The organism is Brenneria roseae subsp. americana (genome assembly GCF_003115815.1).
Taxonomy (GTDB): domain Bacteria; phylum Pseudomonadota; class Gammaproteobacteria; order Enterobacterales; family Enterobacteriaceae; genus Brenneria; species Brenneria roseae.
In genome coordinates, this window is record NZ_QDKJ01000013.1 from 38086 (window position 1) to 58099 (window position 20014).

Annotated in this window: 19 protein-coding genes; 11 read left to right on the forward strand and 8 right to left on the reverse strand. The window is 49.7% G+C overall.

Features of this window, described 5'->3' with window-relative positions; all coding sequences use genetic code 11:
- Positions 1-115: 115 nt before the first annotated feature.
- The 3 genes from B4923_RS15780 to cyaB form a co-directional block, all read right to left on the reverse strand.
- The gene (locus B4923_RS15780) at positions 116-466 is read right to left on the reverse strand and encodes an FMN-binding protein (protein WP_109055443.1); all 351 of its coding nucleotides are present in this window, start codon (positions 464-466) and stop codon (positions 116-118) included.
- 128 nt (positions 467-594) lie between these two features.
- A complete protein-coding gene (locus tag B4923_RS15785; protein ID WP_109055329.1) occupies positions 595-2004 on the reverse strand; it encodes a flavocytochrome c in 1410 nt (469 codons plus the stop codon).
- A 595-nt stretch (positions 2005-2599) separates the two neighbouring features.
- Positions 2600-3139 carry a class IV adenylate cyclase gene (cyaB, locus tag B4923_RS15790; protein ID WP_109055330.1) on the reverse strand — a complete coding sequence of 180 codons (540 nt, stop codon included), beginning with the start codon at positions 3137-3139 and terminating at the stop codon, positions 2600-2602.
- Positions 3140-3476: 337 nt separating this feature from the next.
- Here cyaB and B4923_RS20810 point away from each other — a divergent pair, with 337 nt between their 5' ends.
- On the forward strand, positions 3477-3662 hold the full coding sequence (locus tag B4923_RS20810; protein ID WP_146187266.1) for a hypothetical protein: 186 nt from the start codon (positions 3477-3479) through the stop codon (positions 3660-3662).
- A 32-nt stretch (positions 3663-3694) separates the two neighbouring features.
- Here the strand turns inward: B4923_RS20810 and B4923_RS15800 are convergent, their stop codons facing one another.
- From B4923_RS15800 to B4923_RS15815, 4 genes are all read right to left on the reverse strand, one after another.
- Entirely contained in the window at positions 3695-4243 is a 549-nt protein-coding gene (locus B4923_RS15800; RefSeq protein ID WP_109055332.1) for a hypothetical protein, read from the reverse strand.
- 1 nt (position 4244) lies between these two features.
- Positions 4245-5207, reverse strand: coding sequence for a homocysteine S-methyltransferase (gene mmuM / locus B4923_RS15805; protein ID WP_109055333.1), 963 nt, complete (start codon positions 5205-5207; stop codon positions 4245-4247).
- A 119-nt stretch (positions 5208-5326) separates the two neighbouring features.
- Positions 5327-6265 carry a tRNA dihydrouridine(16) synthase DusC gene (dusC, locus tag B4923_RS15810; RefSeq protein WP_109055334.1) on the reverse strand — a complete coding sequence of 313 codons (939 nt, stop codon included), beginning with the start codon at positions 6263-6265 and terminating at the stop codon, positions 5327-5329.
- 171 nt (positions 6266-6436) lie between these two features.
- Positions 6437-7312 (reverse strand): helix-turn-helix domain-containing protein, encoded by an 876-nt coding sequence (locus B4923_RS15815; protein WP_109055335.1) that lies wholly within the window; start codon positions 7310-7312, stop codon positions 6437-6439.
- A gap of 114 nt (positions 7313-7426) precedes the next feature.
- On the opposite strand from B4923_RS15815, the gene B4923_RS15820 reads away from it, so the two are divergent.
- Positions 7427-8350 carry a DMT family transporter gene (locus B4923_RS15820; protein ID WP_109055336.1) on the forward strand — a complete coding sequence of 308 codons (924 nt, stop codon included), beginning with the start codon at positions 7427-7429 and terminating at the stop codon, positions 8348-8350.
- An 83-nt stretch (positions 8351-8433) separates the two neighbouring features.
- Here the strand turns inward: B4923_RS15820 and rhlE are convergent, their stop codons facing one another.
- Complete coding sequence (rhlE, locus tag B4923_RS15825) at positions 8434-9804, reverse strand: ATP-dependent RNA helicase RhlE (RefSeq protein WP_109055444.1); 1371 nt, start codon at positions 9802-9804, stop codon at positions 8434-8436.
- Positions 9805-10259: 455 nt separating this feature from the next.
- Between rhlE and B4923_RS15830 the strand changes: the two genes are divergently transcribed.
- The 9 genes from B4923_RS15830 (at position 10260) to B4923_RS15870 (ending at position 19997) form a co-directional block, all read left to right on the forward strand.
- A complete protein-coding gene (locus B4923_RS15830; protein WP_109055337.1) occupies positions 10260-10970 on the forward strand; it encodes a CerR family C-terminal domain-containing protein in 711 nt (236 codons plus the stop codon).
- 6 nt (positions 10971-10976) lie between these two features.
- Positions 10977-11987, forward strand: a complete 1011-nt coding sequence (gene hlyD, locus B4923_RS15835; protein ID WP_109055338.1) for a secretion protein HlyD — start codon at positions 10977-10979, stop codon at positions 11985-11987.
- Entirely contained in the window at positions 11980-13722 is a 1743-nt protein-coding gene (locus B4923_RS15840; RefSeq protein ID WP_109055339.1) for an ATP-binding cassette domain-containing protein, read from the forward strand. Before hlyD ends, B4923_RS15840 begins: the two co-directional genes overlap by 8 nt.
- Complete coding sequence (locus B4923_RS15845) at positions 13715-14860, forward strand: ABC transporter permease (protein ID WP_109055340.1); 1146 nt, start codon at positions 13715-13717, stop codon at positions 14858-14860. The genes B4923_RS15840 and B4923_RS15845 overlap by 8 nt, the downstream gene beginning before the upstream one ends.
- Before the next feature lie 9 nt (positions 14861-14869).
- Positions 14870-15976, forward strand: a complete 1107-nt coding sequence (locus tag B4923_RS15850) for an ABC transporter permease (protein WP_109055341.1) — start codon at positions 14870-14872, stop codon at positions 15974-15976.
- Between the two features lie 155 nt (positions 15977-16131).
- Positions 16132-16527 (forward strand): hypothetical protein, encoded by a 396-nt coding sequence (locus B4923_RS15855; RefSeq protein WP_170116070.1) that lies wholly within the window; start codon positions 16132-16134, stop codon positions 16525-16527.
- Between the two features lie 27 nt (positions 16528-16554).
- Positions 16555-16905: a hypothetical protein gene (locus B4923_RS15860; protein WP_109055343.1), complete on the forward strand. Its 351-nt coding sequence runs from the start codon at positions 16555-16557 to the stop codon at positions 16903-16905.
- Between the two features lie 10 nt (positions 16906-16915).
- Positions 16916-18052 carry an efflux RND transporter periplasmic adaptor subunit gene (locus B4923_RS15865; protein WP_109055344.1) on the forward strand — a complete coding sequence of 379 codons (1137 nt, stop codon included), beginning with the start codon at positions 16916-16918 and terminating at the stop codon, positions 18050-18052.
- 13 nt (positions 18053-18065) lie between these two features.
- Positions 18066-19997, forward strand: a complete 1932-nt coding sequence (locus B4923_RS15870; protein WP_109055345.1) for an ABC transporter permease — start codon at positions 18066-18068, stop codon at positions 19995-19997.
- Positions 19998-20014 lie beyond the last annotated feature (17 nt).

Sequence of the window (20014 nt, forward strand, 5' to 3'; positions counted from 1 at the left end):
AGAGTGCAATACCTTAAAAAGCGGTATGTAAATAGAAGAGGCAATCCAAACAGGATCGCATCAGCCTGCACCCCGACGATGCAGGCTGATGCGAGATGATAAAACAAACGGAATATTATTTTTTAGCTTGTTCAAGCGCTTGCTTAATTGCCTCAATCACGCCCTGGCTCGACAATGTCGCGCCCGTCACTGCATCAACTTTATCGATATCCTGTGTTTCAATCAGCTCAGGGATAACGTTATCAATTACCCCCAGCATCAACGCTTCGGTGTCTTCATGATTCACCACTTCGGCATTGGCGATTTTCCCGTCGTCGATACTGACGCTGACTTCGATCTCTCCCTCTTTTCCCTGCCCTTTTCCGGTATAGGTTCCGTCTTTATATTGTGCGACATCGCTGCTATACGCAGCCAATGAGAACGAAAACGTCAAAGCGGCCACTATGGCCGGAATCAATTTCTTCATAATTTTCCCATAAATAAATGACATCACTGCCCCAGTTGGCAGCATTAATGATAAATGACAAATAATAGAGCCACTGTGATCAACGTCCTCATTGTGGCTCCCTGCAACGAAAATCTATTGATAACTTATTATTGGCCTGCTTTGATTTCTTTCACTGCTTCAGCGGCGCCAATGCGTCCATACGTTACAATATCCGCCAGTGAGTTGCCGCCCAAACGGTTGGCGCCATGTACCCCACCCGCCGCTTCACCCGCAGCAAACAGGTTAGGGATTACGTTACCGTTCACATCCAGCACCTGTGCTTTGTTGTTAATGGCAATACCGCCCATGGTGTGGTGGATCCCCGGCGTGATTTCAATGGCATAATATTTACCACTATCCAGCGCGAGCTTCATACTGTCACGATCAAATTCACCGTCTTTTTTCGCTTTGACCGCGGCGCTGTAGGTATTGATCGTCTGCGTCAGTTGTTTGCCGTCCACGTTAATCGCTTTGCCCAGCGCTTCAGGCGTGTCACCTTCAGCCACCAGTTTTTGCTTAAAGTAGGATTTTGTCGCCTGATTCTGATTCACCAGTTCATCGTTGAAAATCAGATAAGCATGCGCACCCGGCTGTTGCAGAATGCTTTGTGACACCACATCACGGGTCAGCAGTTCGTTGACGAAACGCTTGCCGCTTTCATTGACCATGATTGCGCCATCACCACGTACCGCCTCCGTAATCAGAATGCCTTTACCCGGCACCGTTGATGGGTGAATCTGAATGTATTCCATGTCCACCAGTTTGGCATTCAGGCCCTGCGCCATTTTAATGCCTTCACCCAACGAACCCGGCGCATTGGTGGTTTTGAAATCGACCAGTTTAGGATCGTACTGTTTGATCATGTCAAAATTGGCGCCAAAACCCCCGCTGGTGATCATGATTTTTTTGGCATCGATGGTGAATTCCTGACCGTCTTTTCCCTTCGCTTTAACGCCCGTCACTTCCCCTTTATCGTTTTTGAGGATGTCGGTTGCCGACGTATTGGTGCGCAGATCGATATCCAGCTCCTTAACCTTTTTAATCAGCGCGGTGGCAATGAAGCTGCCCGCTGCCACACCGCCTGCCGGACGGTGGGTACGGTCTACGCTCGATCCGCCGGTCCGGGTCAGATCCGCCAAATCCGCCCCATTCGCTTTCAGGAAGGTCACGGAATCTTTGGCATGTTCGGTGAGGGTTTTCACCACTTCCGGGTTGTTAATATTCCGGCCGCCTTTCATGGTATCTTCATAGAACAGTTCCGGGCTGTCCGTAATACCTCTGGCCTTTTGCAGATCGGTTCCTGCCGCGTTTAATCCTGCTTCCGCACGGGCGGTATTCCCTCCGGCAAACGGCATTTTTTCCAGCAAAATGACGTTTGCCCCTTGATTGTGAGCTTCAATGGCAGCCGACATCCCCGCCCCTCCCGCTCCGATAATGACAATATCGGTCATTTCACTATGAACAGCAGAGGAAAAGGCAAATGCCAAAGCACTCAATAATAGAATTTTCTTCTTCATACTATATGAACCTATATTTTGTTATTTTTAATCAGGAATCCAAATAATTGAAATGATCGTCATTATTACTGCTTTTATACCGCCAAAATCACGTCCATCTCAACGAAATCCCAAACGCCGATTGCAATTACCTGGATCAGGCTTTACTGGCACTGATTCGATACAAACGAAAATTAATTGCGCTGTAACCACTAACAAAACAATGTCGGGAACAAGCCTACTCCAATTGCCATACAAAAATTTTAACTCGATCATATATTTATGAATTTATATCGAATAGATTCCACAATACGGAAAAGCGGTAACCACGGGGATCATTCAGGCACAAAAATAACACGGGAACAGGAGAAATAGCGGGCAATCCGCGTTACTGTAACGCGAAAGATAATGAGGAAACGGCAATATATCCGATCAGGAATAGACAAAACAAAATCGGAAGGATGTGTATTCCCTATAATACATCCCTCCATCAATTTACGGAATCAGACCAACAGAATCTATCAGCAGAATATCGATAATTCGCATTTAATTTAACAACAAAACAACATAAAAAAGACATTATTGTCATAACAGTTCATTCTGGTATAGCAACCGATTAAAAACCAAGTAATTGTCGATAAGAATGATTTTCAATATTATCCAGCGATAAGCCCAGCCGCAATGCGCATTCGACACACAGATCCCTCAACGCCTTCAACTGTGTCTCGTCATCCGTCATCACGGATATTTCGACAAAATGGCCGAGCGGCTCAATATAATCCAAAGTAATATGAAAAATATCCATAAAATAGATACTGCGTACTTTATTGATTTCGTAAAGCGATCTATACCCCAGGGTCTTCAGCATACTGTCCGTTTTCTCGAACGACTCGACATTAACGGCTTCACAGCGTCCCGCGCCAGGGCCTTTAACAATCAATAGCTTAATTCCTGACGGTTCCATGCTCCGTAGTAACATGCTGATATGTTGCTGCTGTAGGCGTTGTTGAGCATCATCATAATAAATATCATGCTCTTTATTTTCAAAAACAAATGCTTCAGGATGATGGCTAAAGAGTGTACTCCGGAAAACCACAATATCCTGAATACGGAATTTTAGTTCAACTTCATATTTCCCTGTAAAATGTTCAACCATGTTCTTTCTCCTTACTGGACTGCCTGCCAATACCCTTAAACGCCCAGCCCCAACAGCAACGCGTTTTATCAACACATTGAGCAAGGACGCTTCCCCAATACACATTCGGCAACCCGCAGATTGATCCTGATAACATCAAACTACACATCAGATAATAACCTTGCCTCGGAATCCTGCAATGGCAAAAGACCTCCGATGACCTGACGCCAGTCAAATAATCCGGGTATTGCCCAGCAGCTTTCAAGATGCAGGACAAAACGCCGTCGTTTTGAACAACGCAAGGCGTTGGCCCTTGACGGGCAAGGTTCATGCATAAGCCTCATCACGCGGCAACCGCATGTCTCCCTGGAAACTGATGGATATCAAAGGGTTGGGACGGCAATCCTCCCACAACAGAGTCATACGCTGCCTGTCGCGGCGCGCCAATACGCCGGCGTTTCCTTCACCCTGCGCGGCCAACACGGTAAAACATCTTCCGGACAGAAAAAACGGCCGCATCCTTTCACTGGTTATCGGCCGTTAATGGTCGTTGAGACGGCAAAAATCGCCAGTGCCTCACGTCGCCGCTGGCGGATAAGACATTATCGCCAGCGTATCAAAGCTATGATGATGCATGAACTCGCGCAGAATAAGCAATCTGGCGGCAAAGTCGCGCGTCAATGGAATGCCCTCCCATGAGGCTGGGCTGCCAAATATCACCTGTTCCAGCCGCTTAAACGTTCGCTCCATTTCATCCTGAGAAAGTCGCCAACCGTCGGCCTCTTCCTTTACGCCTGAAATCCGGGCGATCTCGGCTACGCCGGGATCGACGGAGAATAGCAATGAACCAGCCGGAAGGTCGTGGCGAATACCAATCACCTCATCTTCAACAGCCATGATGGCTCGTTCCATTTCGTCCGGCGTCGGCGGAAGATGTTTAAAAAATGTCTCGCCCGTCTTACCAAATCCCATCGCCAATGGCAAAACGACGGCGGGTTCCGCCTCATTACCACAAACAACCAGTGACCGCTGTTCACCAATATACAATAACGTCACGGGTACAGGTGCCGTAACCCGCTGTCTGACCTGCGCATAAGACTGACGGGCAAGGGTTTCATTTTCCATCTTATTTTTCTTCGTTAATCACGGCAGGATCGTGCTGACAGCATCGGGCGATACCGGCGATATCCGCGGGCGTGGTTCGGCAGCAGCCCCCGATCAGCTTCGCGCCTGCGGCCTGCCATGCGGGCAAATGGGCGGTCAGCGAGCAGTCGTGAGCACCATGCCGGCTCCAGGTTTTACTGGTTGCGTCGTACTGTTCGCCCGAATTGGGATAGACCACCAACGGTAACGCCGTCAGCGAAGACAGATGCGTCAAAGCAGCGGTGACCTTATCCAGCGCAATGCAGTTGATGCCAACGGCAACTATCTGAGGATAAGCATGCAATAATGACAGCACATCGCTCAACGGTGTGCCGTCACTCAGATGTTCACTGTCCCGCAAGGTGAAAGAAAACCACGCTGAAGCCTGCGGGAATTCAGTCAACAGTTCAGCCAATGCCTTGATTTCTTCAAACGACGGCATGGTTTCGCAAGCGAGGATATCGACGCCGGCGTTCAGCAACGCCGCCATACGAGGACGATGAAACGCCATCATATCGGCCTGTGGCAGCGAATAGTCGCCGCGGTATTCCGAACCATCGGCCAGATACGCGCCATAGGGACCAACCGATCCGGCAATCAGCCGTTTCCCTGCCTGACGATTGGCCTTGAGGTAATCTTCACGCGCCTGAGCCGCCAACTGTACGCTTTTTGCAATCAGCGCCAGCGACTGCGCTTCACTAAAGCCTCGAGCCTTAAATCCCAGCGGCGTCGCCTGGTAGCTGGCCGTTATCGCGCACTGCGCCCCCGCGATGAAATAATCAAGATGTACCTGATAAATCAGCTCCGGGTTTTCCACCAGAACCTTGGCTGACCACAGTGGATCGGCCAAATCGCAGCCACGCGCTTCCAACTCGGTGGCCATCGCGCCGTCCAACACGATCGTCGAGGCCGTTTCCAGCATCTCGGTGACAGGATTATTACGCAATGTCTTCTACTCCCTTCGCAAATTTACGTTTCTTCATCCACTGGATGACATCATAAGCACCACGGCCCTGCGCGACAAAGGGGATTTCACGCCACAGCGTAATTCGCCGCCCATACAGGCTAGTAAACAGACGCGTCGATTGCCCGTGCAATTTCAACAGACGTTTTCATCGCCCGGATGTCGCTGAACAATTCTGTCGCCTCGACATACTCTTTACGCAGATAGCCCAGCCACTGTTTGATACGAGCCACGTGGTACATTCCGGTATCGCCCTGCTTCTCCAGGCGGACATACTTCCGCAGCAGTTCCATGACTTCCGGCCACGGCATTCGCGGCTCGTTGTACTTAATCACCCGACTCAGGTTCGGGACGTTCAGTGCGCCTCGGCCAATCATTACTGCGTCACAGCCCGTTATCGCCAGACAATCCCGGGCACTTTGCCAGTCCCAAATTTCACCGTTGGCAATCACCGGAATGGTCAGCCGCCTGCGGATTTCGCCAATTGCCTGCCAGTTGATACGCTCCGCCCTGTAGCCATCTTCTTTGGTACGTCCGTGCACCACCAGTTCACTCACGCCAGCCTGCTGCACGGCGTCCGCAATCTCAAACTGACGTTCGCCGGAATCCCAGCCCAAACGTACTTTCACCGTGACCGGCAGGTGCGCGGGCACTGCTTCACGCATGGCTCTGGCTCCCTGATAAATCAGTTCAGGGTCTTTGAGCAAGGTCGCGCCGCCCCCGCTGCCGTTCACCAGTTTGGAAGGACAGCCACAGTTCAGGTCAACGCCGTAAGACCCCAGCTCCACGGCCCGTGCCGCATTCTCTGCCAGCCATTGCGGATATTGCCCCAGCAGTTGAACACGCACCAGCGTTCCCGACGCTGTACGACTGGCATAACGCAATTCAGGGCAAAGACGATAGAACGATTTAATCGGCAGGCGCTGATCCACCACCCGTAAAAATTCGGTGATGCACAGGTCATAATCATTAACTTCGGTCAGCAATTCCCGTACTAATGCATCGAGAACACCTTCCATTGGGGCAAGCAGAACACGCATAACGCAACTCAGTTAAAAACAGCACGCCATGGTACTGTTCATCATGAACGCAACGCAATGGGAAAACACAGGATTGCATCGGCGTTGTCATTTATCAAATACGTTATGATACCGGTCCGAATCGCAGCCTGCCGGCGCCATTGATACGTGAATGAGGAAGAAGCAAAAATCTCAGCGCGCCAGCGTCTGACGTAGCGCCGATGGCGTCTGACCGCGCTCGCTTTTGAACCGATGGCTGAGGTGGCTGGCAGAGCTGAATCCACAGGCCAGAGCAATCTCAGTGATCGATAGCATGCTATGCCGCAGCATGTCTTCGGCGCGCGCCAGCCGCTGTTTCAGCACATACTGGTGCGGCGCCATGCCCTCGCTTTGCCGGAACATACGGGCAAAATGAAACTCACTCAGTCCGGCTTCCGTCGCCAGATCCGCCAGCGTCAGCGACTCACCGAGACGGCTCTCAATTTGTTCCTTTATCCGCCGCCGCACCGCGGGCGCCAGACCGCCGCGCACAGCCGGCATCGTCCACTGCAACTGGGTATATTGTCTGAGCATATGGATCATCAACAGCGTGGCGGCGCTGCTCAGCACCAGATGACTGGCGGGATCCTTCCAACTGTTATTAAGCAGAAACTGACGATAAAGCACGGTGATTTGCGGATCTTCACAGAACGTTCGTTCTTCGGTGCAGATGGAAGACGGACTGCGATCCCAGGTTTGTTCCGCCAACTGTCGCAGATGCATATCGTCGCAGTACAGATGAACAAAGGAGAGATCGCCGCGAATATCCCAGGTTGATACGCTCTCTTTCGGCATCAGACAGAAGCGATCGGGACCGCCGCCATTGTGCCAGCCGTTCGGCGTTTTATGGTAGCTCTCGTAGCCATCGGCAATATAAAGGCTAAGGGTGTGATGGTCGCCATTTTCCACGGTTACGCGATCGTAACGGTTGAACCAGGACGCCAGCCGCACGCCAGACGTCAGCTCAACGGTATCACGCAATTGAGTTTTATAATGTTGCAGCGTATCGAACACCTGATACTGATGCATCACCGCCTCCTCTCAATAAACCGCAAGATTATGTAATCGACCGCAACTCGCTGAAAGCCAGCGTCGAAACAAAAATATCATACTGCCAGACAGGATAACCATGAGAGTCTGCTGATGAATATTTTGCTGTATTTTTCCGTCGTGCTGATCTGGGGCACCACCTGGATCGCCATCAGTCTGCAACAGGGCGCGGTTGCCGCCGAAGTTTCCATTTTTTGGCGTTTCCTGCTCGCTTCCACCATTTTGCTGGCGTTTCTGGCGCTCACCCGCCGCCTTCGTCCTTTGTCCAGACGGGCACACCTGCTGTGCATGGTTCAGGGGGGTTGCGTTTTCGGTATTAACTTTCTTTGTTTTTACCACGCTATCGCATGGATTTCGAGCGGATTGGAATCCGTCATTTTTTCCATGGCGGTGCTATTCAATGCGTTCAACAGCCGGCTCTTCTTCGGCCAGCGTCTGACACGCAATGTCGTTATCGCGGCGCCGCTGGGACTCATCGGTATTGTGGCGCTGTTCTGGCATGATTTGCTGGATATGGATTCGCAGCCACACTTTCTCTGGGGCGCAGGCTTGAGCCTGCTGGGGACTTACTGTTTCTCTCTCGGCAATATGATCAGTACCCAGCATCAACGGCAGGGACGCGATGTGATGACGACCAATGGCTGGGGAATGTGCTATGGCGCACTGTGGATGGGTTTATTCAGCTTGTTTCAAGGCTATGATTTTACGCTGGAGCTGACGACTCGCTACCTTGGTTCACTGTTTTATCTGGCGGTATTTGGTTCGGTGATTGCTTTCAGCGCCTATTTCATCCTGGTGGGGCGTATCGGCGCCAGTCAGGCCGCCTACTCTACCCTGCTGTTTCCGCTGATTGCGCTATCCATTTCTACTCTATTTGAAAACTACCACTGGCAGGCAAATGCCATCTTTGGCTTGCTGATGATTCTGGCGGGCAACGCTGTCATGTTCTACCGCCCGCGCCATCGGGTAATACACGCCGCGCCGGTAAAGTCGTCGATAAAAAAGAGCGCTAGCTGAGACAACGTCTGGAGGTTTACTGTTAACCCCTCTCCCAACTTTCGTTGCAAGGGAGATGGGAAGAGGGGTAACAGTCATCTGGATTATCGCACAGCAGATGGTTTACTGCGGTTTTGCGGACGCGGCGAACGGCGTTGACCGTCATTACTACTCCACGGGCCGGCGCTATTGCCTGACGATTTACGTGGCTGACGGGCGCCATCGGCAGGTTTGCGATCGCCGTGGCCACGGTCGGATTGACCGCGCGGCGCACCGGAACGACCGCCACCGCGATTACCCTGACGGCCATTAATGATCGGCTCGGCTTTAATCGACGGGTCAGGCTCATAGCCCGGTACGGCAATGCGTGGAATTTCACGGTTCAGAAGACGTTCAATGTCACGCAACAGCTTGTGTTCGTCTACACACACCAGCGACAGTGCTTCCCCCGTCGCCTCCGCACGACCGGTACGGCCGATACGGTGAACATAGTCTTCCGGCACGTTTGGCAACTCATAGTTGACCACATGCGGCAATTGATCGATATCCAGACCACGGGCCGCGATATCGGTCGCCACCAGCACGCGAATGCCGCCATCCTTAAAGTTCGCCAGCGCACGGGTACGCGCGCCCTGACTTTTATTACCGTGGATCGCCGCGGCGGTGATGCCGTCTTTTTCCAGCAATTCAGCCAGATGGTTGGCGCCGTGTTTAGTGCGGGTAAAGACCAGCACCTGCTGCCAGTTATTCTCGCCAATCAGCTGAGACAACAGTTCGCGCTTACGACGCTTATCCACAAAGTGTACGTGCTGCGTAACCAGTTCAGACGGGGTATTGCGACGCGCCACTTCAACAGAAGCCGGATTAGTCAGTAATTTGTTCGCCAGCGTTTTGATCTCGTCAGAGAAGGTGGCTGAGAACAGCAGATTCTGACGTTTCGCCGGCAGCTTGGCCAAAACACGACGGATATCATGGATGAAGCCCATGTCGAGCATACGATCCGCTTCATCCAGCACCAGAATTTCAACCTGAGACAGGTCAACCGCATTCTGATGTTCCAGATCGAGCAAGCGACCCGGCGTTGCCACCAGAATATCCACACCGCCACGCAGCTTCATCATCTGTGGGTTGATGCTGACGCCGCCGAATACCACCAGCGAACGTAAACGCAGGTATTTGCTGTAGGCGCAGACGTTTTCATCAATCTGCGCGGCCAGTTCACGGGTTGGGGTCAGGATCAGCGCCCGTACCGGACGACGACCTTTCGCCTGAGGCGCGCGGCTGCTCAGCAATTGCAGTAAAGGCAAGGTGAAACCCGCCGTTTTACCGGTCCCGGTTTGTGCGCTGGCCATCAAATCACGGCCAGCCAACACCACCGGGATCGCCTGGCGTTGTACAGGCGTCGGTTCACGATAGCCCTGTTCTTCAACAGCGCGCAGAATGTCGGCACTCAGGCCGAGAGAATCAAATGACATAATAGGAAACAACTCCAGATCCGCTCTGACCGGATAACGACCGGTGTAGTTTTCAGAGGGATGATAAGACGGGGTTTGCCGGGTCACCATTAACTCAACAATAACGACATAAGCAACAACCACGATGAACGGGCACAACTACGGTGCATAACTGCCGACGATTGTAGCAGAGATTCCGGGCGTTATGGGATTTTTATCTGTAATGAGTCATGTTTATCCTGATACGCTTCCCTCGCCTCGCGTTTTTCTTTTTCTGGACGTAACCGTAAAGCCGGGTCGGGGCAATACTCCTGCGGCGGTGAGGCTATTCCAGCCGTTTCCCTTCTCTTGCCATCACAGCCTCAAGCGCCTGTTCCAGGAAACAGACTTATTTTTGCCAAGTAAATCACATCAAAATGCAAAAAATAGCCTAAAGTTAATCATATGATTGATTAACTCATTAACCGGACGAGGGTATGGCAAACGAACCAGTTAGCCGGGGCGACCAAACTCGCCAGCAGTTGATCCATGCAGCGCTGGATGTTTTTGGAGAATATGGTCTCCAGGCGGCGACGACACGTGAAATAGCCAATCGTGCGGGACAAAACATTGCCACCATTGCCTACCATTTTCATTCCAAAGACGGACTGTATCTGGCGGTTGCCAATTGGATTGCAGACTATATCCGTCAAACCTATCGTCCTCTGGTGGTGGAAATTGACGCATTCATGCAGCGCCCGCCGCATGAACAGTCACCCGATCAGATCATGGACTATCTGCGACAGGCTTTGCTCTATCTCGGCCGTCTGATGACCCGCTCTGAAACGCTGAATCTCAGTCGGATCATGTCGCGTGAACAGCTTTCGCCCACGGCTGCCTATCCGCTCATTCATCAGCAGGTTATCGAACCGATGCACCGGATGATGACACAACTGGTTGCCCGCTACACCGGACTGGACGACAGCGATCGCAAGGCCGTCATTCATACTCATGCGTTGCTTGGCGAAGTATTGTCGTTCCGCGTCGCCCGGGAGACCATTTTACTGCGTGCGGGTTGGCAGGATATCGGTACGGAAGAAGCCACGCTTATCCAACAGGTTCTGGTAGAACACCTTGAAATTCTTCTTAACGGATTGCGGGATATCTATACCCCACAGCGGGATGATACCCGACAGAGGAAGGAATAATACGTTATGTATAAGAAAAAACTGGCTATTGTCAGCCTTATCATCATCCTGATTGCAGCCGTGGCATACGGTATCATTCACTATCGACAACAGCAGGATAAGCCGCTCACGCTGTATGGCAATGTTGATATTCGCTCGGTGAATCTGGGTTTCCGTGTGGGAGGACGGCTCACCGCGTTGGATGTTGACGAAGGCGATGACATCAAACCGGGACAAAAGTTGGCAGCACTGGATAGCGATCCCTACCAAAACGCGCTGCATCAGGCACAGGCCAATGTTGCCAGCGCGCAGGCGCAGCTTGGATTATTACAGGAAGGATATCGTCGCGAAGAGATCGCACAGGTGCGGTCGCAGTTGGTGCAGAGTCAGGCCGCTTACGATTACGCCAACAGCTTCTATCAACGCCAGCAAGGGCTCTGGGCGAAACGCTCAATCTCCGCCGATGCGCTGGAAGACGCCAAAACCGCACGCAACCAGGCACTGGCGACGCTACAGGCGGCTAAAGACAAACTGAGCCAGTATGAAAGCGGCAATCGTCCACAGGAAATCGCCGCGGCGCAGGCCGCGCTGGCACAAGCACAGGCCGCACAGGCGCAGGCCGAACTGGATATAAAAGATACCGAACTGTATTCCCCGTCTGCCGGCGTGATTCTGACCCGTGCGGTGGAAGCAGGCAGCATGCTCAGCGCAGGCAGTACCGTCTTTACTCTGTCGCTGACGAACCCGGTCTGGGTCCGCGCCTATGTCAGCGAAAAGGATTTAGGTCGCGCCGTGCCCGGCAGCGAGATCCTGATTTACACCGATAGCCGCCCGGACACGCCTTACCACGGCAAGATCGGTTTTGTCTCGCCCAGCGCCGAATTCACGCCGAAAAACGTCGAAACGGAGGATCTGCGTACCGATTTGGTTTATCGCCTGCGGATTATTGTCAACGATGCCGACGACCAGCTTCGCCAGGGCATGCCGGTCACGCTGCGCTTTGCCCAGGAAACGCAGGATAAGCCGCGCCATGAATGACACCCCCCAGCTTATCGAACTCAATGCGCTGGAAAAACGCTTTCCCGGACAGGATAAACCGGCGCTCGCCAGCCTCACCGCTCAGATTCGCAGCGGCGCGGTGACGGGGCTGGTTGGCCCGGACGGCGCCGGTAAAACCACCCTGCTGCGGATGCTGGCCGGGTTGTTAACCCCCAGCCACGGCACCATGAAGGTTATCGGTCTGGATCCCATAAAAGAAGATCGCCAGTTGCATGCGATTCTGGGCTATATGCCACAGAAATTCGGGCTGTATGAAGACCTTACCGTCATGGAAAACCTGACGTTGTATGCCGACTTACGGGGTATTACCGGCGAGGTGCGACAGCAGACGTTTAAGCGTCTGTTGTCGTTTACCGATCTGACCCGCTTTACCGGGCGGCTGGCCGGCAAGCTGTCCGGCGGGATGAAACAAAAACTGGGGTTGGCCTGTACCCTGGTGGGTCAGCCACAGGTACTGCTGCTGGATGAACCGGGCGTCGGCGTCGATCCCATTTCCCGTCGCGAGCTCTGGCAAATGGTGCATGAGCTGGCTGATGACGGCATGCTGATTCTGTGGAGCACCTCCTACCTTGATGAAGCCGAACAGTGCCGTGATGTCTTGCTGCTGAATGAAGGCGAACTGCTGTATCGTGGTGAACCGCGTGAGCTTACCGAACGGATGACCGGGCGCAGCGTATTGGTCAGCGCGAGTACCGGTAGCCATCGAAAATTACTACAGCAGGCGTTGCGTCTGCCACAGGTCAGCGACGGTGTTATTCAGGGCCAATACGTGCGGCTGATTCTGAAACAAGACGCGGCGCAAGATGAACTGCTATCTGCCCTCCATCTGCCAGAAGATAGCCTGCAAAAGACTGCGCCGCGATTTGAAGATGCCTTTATTGATCTGTTGGGCGGCGGTCCGGCCAGTGAATCGTCACTGGCGAAGATCATGCCCAGGATTGAGGCCAACAGTGAAGAAACCGTGATCGAAGCTCAGCAGTTAACCAAAAAATTCGGTGATTTCGCCGCCACCGATCATGTCAGCTTCAAGGTTAAGCGCGGTGAAATTTTTGGTTTGCTGGGGCCGAACGGAGCCGGAAAATCCACCACATTCAAAATGATGTGCGGATTGCTGGTCCCGACGGCCGGTAAAGCGCTGGTGCTGGAAATGGACCTGAAAACCAGTTCAGGCAAGGCGCGCCAACATTTAGGCTATATGGCACAAAAATTCTCTCTTTACGGCAATCTGACGGTTGAACAGAACCTGCGTTTCTTCTCTGGCGTTTATGGATTATCGGGCAAAGCCCAGCGCGATAAAATGGCCGAAATGACGGAGGCCTTCAACTTCAGTCCCATTTACCGTCAGACGCCCGATGCTCTGCCGTTAGGATTCAAGCAGCGGCTGGCGCTGGCCTGCGCACTGATGCATGAGCCGGATATCCTGTTTCTGGATGAACCGACCTCCGGCGTCGATCCCCTCACTCGCCGGGAGTTCTGGATACATATCAACGGGATGGTCAATCGAGGCGTGACCGTGATGGTCACCACCCATTTTATGGATGAGGCCGAATACTGCGATCGTATCGGACTGGTTTATCGTGGCAAACTCATCGCCAGCGGTACGCCGGATGATTTAAAACAGCAGGCGGCGGATGAAAAAATCCCCTCTCCCACCATGGAGCAGGCATTTATCGCACTGATACAGGATTACGATCGGGAGGCGGATAATGGCTAGTCAGCGCGGCAGTATCCATTTTTCCTGGCGTCGCCTGCACGCCCTGTGCCTGAAGGAAACCCGTCAGATTCTGCGCGATCCCAGCAGCGGGCTGATCGCGGTGGTGATCCCGCTGCTGCTGCTCTTTATCTTTGGCTACGGCATTAATCTGGACTCCAGCCGTTTACACGTCGGGATTCTGATGGAACAGCAAAGCGAGGACGCCCGCAATCTGGCAAATGTTTTCATCGCGTCTCCCTTCGTTGAACCCACCATCAGCGATAACCGGCAACAGCTGATTCAGATGATGCAGGCTGGCACCATCCGCGGTCTGATCGTCATTCCCAATGATTTTGCCGCACGCATGGCCCGAACCGCGTCGCAGGCGCCGCTACAGGTCATCACCGACGGTAGTGAACCCAATACGGCCAATTTCGTTCGCGGGTATGCCGAGGGGGTCTGGCTTATCTGGCAGCAACAGCGCGCCAGCGACCGGGGAGAAGAATTCGAACAGCTGATTGAGGTTCAGCAACGCTACTGGTTTAACCCTGCCGCCATCAGCCAGCACTTTATCATGCCCGGCGCCATCACCATTATCATGACGGTGATTGGCGCCATTCTCACCTCGCTGGTGATCGCCCGCGAATGGGAACGCGGCACCATGGAAGCCCTGCTTTCGACGCAGGTCACCCGTAGCGAGCTGCTGTTGTCCAAGCTGATCCCCTACTATGTCCTCGGCATGATGGTGATGGCGCTGTGTCTCGTAGTTACCATTTTTATTATGCATGTGCCGTACCGGGGATCGCTGTTGCTATTGTTTGGCATCGGCAGTCTGTTTCTGGTCAGTACGCTGGGCATGGGGCTGCTGATTTCCACACTGACGAGAAATCAGTTTAATGCGGCCATGGTGGCGCTGAATGCGGCGTTCCTGCCCGCCGTCATGCTGTCCGGCTTTGTTTTCGAGATCGACAGCATGCCCGCGCTGGTTCGTGCCGTGTCTTACATTATTCCTGCCCGCTATTTTGTCAGTACGCTGCAAACGCTGTTCCTGGCAGGCAATATTGGCAGCGTGTTGCTGGTTAACCTGATGTTTCTTATCGCTTCAGCCATCGTCTTTATCGGTCTGACGGCCTGGAAAACCCGGCGCCGGCTGGATTAGGGAGTTCGCATGTTTCATCGTCTGTGGACATTGATTGTCAAAGAATTACAGTCGCTGCTGCGTGAGCCGCAAACGCGATCTATTTTGATTCTGCCGGTGATTATTCAGGTTTGTCTGTTTCCCTTTGCCGCGACGCTGGACGTGACGAATGCCACCATCGCTATTTACAGCGAGGATAACGGCCACGCCTCCGTTGAACTGACGCAGCGTTTCGCCAAAGCGCAGTCCTTTTCCAACATCGTGATGCTGCATAGTCCGCAGGAGATTATCCCGACGCTGGATAATCAGAAAGCGCTGCTGCTCATCCGTTTCCCCGCGCAATTTTCCCGCGATATTGTCAGCGGGAACCCCGCCTCGCTGCCGATTATTCTGGATGGACGCCGTTCTAACAGCGCCCAGATCGCCGCTAATGATGTACAGCAAATCGTGCGCGATTATCAGTTGGAGTTGCTGGGCGATCGGCCGAGGCAAAATAATAGCGAACTGGTTATTCGCCACTGGTACAACCCGAACCTCAACTATAAATGGTTCGTGGTGCCTTCGTTGATTGCCATGATCACCACCATTGGCGTATTAATTGTCACGGCACTGTCCGTCGCCCGCGAACGCGAGCAGGGCACGCTGGAACAGCTTCTGGTTTCACCGCTATCCACATGGCAGATTTTTGTCGGCAAGGCGGTCCCGGCGCTGATCGTCGCCACCTTTCAGGCCACGATTGTCCTACTGGCGGGAATATTCGCCTATCAAATCCCCTTTGCCGGCTCGCTGCTGCTGTTTTACGCCACCATGCTGATTTATGGCCTGTCGCTGGTCGGCTTCGGGCTGTTCATCTCATCACTCTGCTCCACGCAGCAGCAAGCGTTCATCGGCGTATTTGTGTTTCTTATGCCCGCCATTCTGCTCTCCGGTTACGTATCGCCGGTGGAAAACATGCCGGAGTGGTTACAGCAGATGACCTGGATTAACCCGATTCGCCACTTCACCGATATTACCAAGCAGATTTACCTGAAGGATGCCGACTTCTCCATCATCTGGGGAAGCCTGTGGCCGTTACTGGTGATCACCGCGACCACGGGCACCGCCGCTTATGCGATTTTCCGGCGCAATATTGCGTGATGGCGCGTATAAAAAACCGTTATTAGTAAATACTGTATATTTAAAATGAAAAAGTGATAATTCGATTATTGTATATATAAATAAAAATAATGAAGTTGACGTTTTTTTACATAATGATATATTCCGATATAAAGTCATTATCAAGGATGAATTATATGAAAAACTTATTACATTTTCTATTTAGCGCGTTATTGTTTTTTCTGTCCTCACAACATGTTTATGCCAACCAATGTGGTACGCAAGCGGGCGGTACACTATGTGCGCAAGGCCTATGCTGTAGCGAATATGGATTTTGTGGCACTACTGAAAATTATTGTGGGAAAGGATGCCAATCAGGAGATTGCGATACCGATAAAATTAACCCCGTAGTTTGTCGTGCGGCTTGCGCTACGGCTGGAGCTGGTTTTTGCGCCGGAGTGGCAGTATCTTGTGCCGCAGGTTCTGTTATTACTGTTGGTACATTATCTATACCATGTACAGCTGTAGTGATTAGCAGCTGTGCCGCATCAGGTGGTGGGGTATCAGTGTGTAATGATATTGTATGTAATTAATAGAATTCCAACTATAGGGATAGCTTTATGAATATGAAAAATTTTCCATATAAAATAGCAACTTACATTACAGCTTTGCTTGTGATTCCCTTTGTGATTTTATATATTATAAAACCATATGAATTATCAATTACAGCACAATTGTTAACATATGCAATAACTATTCTAATACCTTTACTTTTGTTAAAACTTATTCTAAGAAAAAGAAAAATAAAACTAACTGCAATGGCTATTCCGGCAATTATTTATTCTTTTTGCATTGTGGCGTCAGGCTTACTCCACGATGGTATGAAGATCTATTTCAATATAGCCATTATAGGAATTTCAGCAATATCATTTTTTGTCATTTGCGCTGTATATAACCGTTCTAAAAAATAAGGAAGTTGTGATGAAATGGATAGCATCATATATTTTGACAAAAAAAACTTACTATTTATTATTTATAATAATCACGATTATTTATTTTTTCAACAGCAATACAAATAAAAAAAGGGAAGATTACAAATTAATAACAGTAAAACAAGGTAACCTGCAAGAAAGTATTTCTGCTTTAGCGCTTATCGTTCCTTCAGAAATCGTCAATATCGGAACACAGGTTACTGGTCAAGTAAAAAAAATCCATGTCAATGTGGGGGATATTGTACAGAAAAATACGCTTATTGCTGAAATAGATGCCACCTCGCAGGAAAACGATCTTACGGCTAGCCAGGCTCGTCTAGAAAGTTTACAGGCGCAATTACATGCTAAAATTGCCACATCCAACCTCGACGCAATTAATTTTCGCCGCCAAAAGGAGATGCTTCATAAAAATCTATCTTCCGTACAGGGGTTTGAAGAAGCGGAAGTAGCATTAAAAGTCAGCAGAGCCGAGATAAAATCACTGGAAGCTCAGTTGCAAGAGGCAAGAATATTGGTCGACACGGCTAGAATAAATCTAGGTTATACGCGTATCACCGCTCCAATTAACGGCACTGTGGTTGCAATACTTGCCACCGAAGGACAAACCCTTAACGCCAATCAAACCACTCCAAATCTGGTTAAGATCGCCAATTTATCAACCATGTCTATTGTTGCCAAAATATCAGAAGCCGATATAAACAAAGTAGAGGTAGGACAAAAGGCTATTTTCTACACGTTGGGCTCTCGCGATGAGATACATATGACCGCTGTCAAGAATATCGAACCGGCCCCGATAAATATCAGCCAAAGCGATGATATTAGCGAACCAACACAAGGCGGTATTTATTATAGAGCCACAATGGATATCGATAACAGTAAAAGTCAATTCCGAGCATTAATGACAACAAAAATAAAAATTATTTTTTCCGAAGCTAAAAACACACTATTGATCCCATCAGCATTATTGAAAAAGGCAAATAACGATGGTAGCTATTCCATTAATGTTTTGGATCCACAAGGCAATCCGTCTCCACGCAACATAAAAATTGGAATGAATAATAGAATAATGGCACAGGTGCTTGAAGGATTGACTCCTGACGATAAAATAATTGTCAATATGCCTTAATAATGAGGAACCAATGCTGCTAACATTACACAATGTCTCAAAAAGATATGGCAATCATCATGAGGATCAATTTGTACTAAAAAATATCAACATGTCAATCGGCTATGGTGAATTTATTGCCATTTTAGGTCCTTCAGGTTCAGGCAAGTCAACATTGCTCAACATTATTGGATGCTTAGATAAGCCGTCTTCAGGTGATTATGCGATAGACGGCATCATAACAAATAACCTCCCTCCTGCATCTTTATCCAACTTGAGGTTGAAACACTTTGGTTTTATCTTTCAAAAATATAATCTTATCCCGTATTTAAACTCCATTAACAATGTTACCTTACCCGCGCTTTACGCCAATGTAAAACCATATACAAAGAAAGTCAGAGCAATACGGTTACTCAGCTTGTTAGGTATGAAACATCACCTTCATCATACGCCATCACAACTTTCCGGCGGACAACAACAACGCGTGAGTATTGCCCGGGCGTTAATGAATGGAGGAAACATAATACTTGCTGATGAACCTACGGGAGCGTTGGATCAGAAGAATGGAGAAGAGGTATTAAAACTATTAAAGAAAATGAATGATGATGGCCACACTATCATTGTCATCACACATAGCAAGCAAGTTTCTGATTACGCTAACCGTATTGTAGAGATCATTGATGGAGAGATCGTCAGCGATAGCAAAAAAAATAGTATTAGAACACAAGACAGTAAAAGCAAGAATATAAAAGCACTAACAAGGACAGTAAAGTCCCATGTCATACCCTTTACCTATTATTTTGAATTATTGAAAACGTCCGTCAAGATAATGCTCTCGCACAAGCTAAGAACATTGATCTCTATGCTAGGAATTATTATAGGTATAGCTTCTGTGGTGTTAGTAACGGCCATCAATGAAGGAGGAAGGCAAAAAATTATTAAAGATATTGCTTCATTTGGTACGAATACGATTGATATTATCCCTGGTTCTCTTTCCAATAAAAAAATCATACCAGCCAAGCTCGATGATGTCCATATAGACATGATATCTACTCAAAATTATATACATCAATTATCCCCTATAATCAATATGAGCTCGAAAATAAAGTATCAAGACAAAGTGCTTGATATTGTTATCGATGGTGTTAATGAACATTATGAAGCTATTCTTGGATTAAACGTTACTAATGGTCAGTTTATTAGCTCAGAATCTATTGACCATCAATCTCAGGAAATTGTTATCAGTGATAAAGTTCAAAAATACCTTTTTCCGGATGGTTCTTCACCTATTGGTGAAGAAGTCATTGTTGGAAACGTACCCTGTCAGATTATAGGCGTAATAAAGCAAACAGAAAATAGTACCTCGTTGACGTCATGGATGCCCTATACCGCAGTCGCAACGCGTATGCTAGGGTTACCTTACTTCACCAGCATCAAGGTGAAAATCGATGACACGATACCAATGTCGTTTGCTGAGAAAGAAATATTCTCTCTGTTAATTAATTATCATGGCATTGAGAATTTTCAGTTATTAAATATGGATATGTTTAAAAAAATGGCGGAAAAGGTGAATATCACTGTTAGTAATCAAGTGTTCCGCGTTGCCATTATATCACTAATCGTAGGCAGCATTGGCATTATGAATATCATGCTGGTTTCCGTATCTGAACGACGTAGAGAAATTGGCATACGCATGGCTGTTGGTGCGAAAAAAACCGACATATTGCAGCAATTTATTATTGAATCCATATTAATTTGTTTAGTCGGCGGTACTGTCGGTGTAATTAGCGCGTTCGCTATCGGTGAAAGTATGAGAACCTGGATCAGTACAGCAATTATTTTTGATTATTTTTCATTTGGCACTGCTGTAGCCTGCTCATTGATTATTGGTATTTTATCTGGACTGTTTCCTGCTTATCGTGCTGCAACACTTGATCCCATAGAGTCATTAACCATAGAACAATAACATTCCCGTGAGAATCA

Coding starts and splice junctions, on each gene's coding strand:
- B4923_RS15780 (WP_109055443.1), bottom strand. CDS start 466: ATGAAGAAATTGATTCCGGCCATAGTGGCCGCTTTGACGTTTTCGTTC.
- B4923_RS15785 (WP_109055329.1), bottom strand. CDS start 2,004: ATGAAGAAGAAAATTCTATTATTGAGTGCTTTGGCATTTGCCTTTTCC.
- cyaB (WP_109055330.1), bottom strand. CDS start 3,139: ATGGTTGAACATTTTACAGGGAAATATGAAGTTGAACTAAAATTCCGT.
- B4923_RS20810 (WP_146187266.1), top strand. CDS start 3,477: ATGTCTCCCTGGAAACTGATGGATATCAAAGGGTTGGGACGGCAATCC.
- B4923_RS15800 (WP_109055332.1), bottom strand. CDS start 4,243: ATGGAAAATGAAACCCTTGCCCGTCAGTCTTATGCGCAGGTCAGACAG.
- dusC (WP_109055334.1), bottom strand. CDS start 6,265: ATGCGTGTTCTGCTTGCCCCAATGGAAGGTGTTCTCGATGCATTAGTA.
- B4923_RS15815 (WP_109055335.1), bottom strand. CDS start 7,312: ATGCATCAGTATCAGGTGTTCGATACGCTGCAACATTATAAAACTCAA.
- B4923_RS15820 (WP_109055336.1), top strand. CDS start 7,427: ATGAATATTTTGCTGTATTTTTCCGTCGTGCTGATCTGGGGCACCACC.
- rhlE (WP_109055444.1), bottom strand. CDS start 9,804: ATGTCATTTGATTCTCTCGGCCTGAGTGCCGACATTCTGCGCGCTGTT.
- B4923_RS15830 (WP_109055337.1), top strand. CDS start 10,260: ATGGCAAACGAACCAGTTAGCCGGGGCGACCAAACTCGCCAGCAGTTG.
- hlyD (WP_109055338.1), top strand. CDS start 10,977: ATGTATAAGAAAAAACTGGCTATTGTCAGCCTTATCATCATCCTGATT.
- B4923_RS15840 (WP_109055339.1), top strand. CDS start 11,980: ATGAATGACACCCCCCAGCTTATCGAACTCAATGCGCTGGAAAAACGC.
- B4923_RS15845 (WP_109055340.1), top strand. CDS start 13,715: ATGGCTAGTCAGCGCGGCAGTATCCATTTTTCCTGGCGTCGCCTGCAC.
- B4923_RS15850 (WP_109055341.1), top strand. CDS start 14,870: ATGTTTCATCGTCTGTGGACATTGATTGTCAAAGAATTACAGTCGCTG.
- B4923_RS15855 (WP_170116070.1), top strand. CDS start 16,132: ATGAAAAACTTATTACATTTTCTATTTAGCGCGTTATTGTTTTTTCTG.
- B4923_RS15860 (WP_109055343.1), top strand. CDS start 16,555: ATGAATATGAAAAATTTTCCATATAAAATAGCAACTTACATTACAGCT.
- B4923_RS15865 (WP_109055344.1), top strand. CDS start 16,916: ATGAAATGGATAGCATCATATATTTTGACAAAAAAAACTTACTATTTA.
- B4923_RS15870 (WP_109055345.1), top strand. CDS start 18,066: ATGCTGCTAACATTACACAATGTCTCAAAAAGATATGGCAATCATCAT.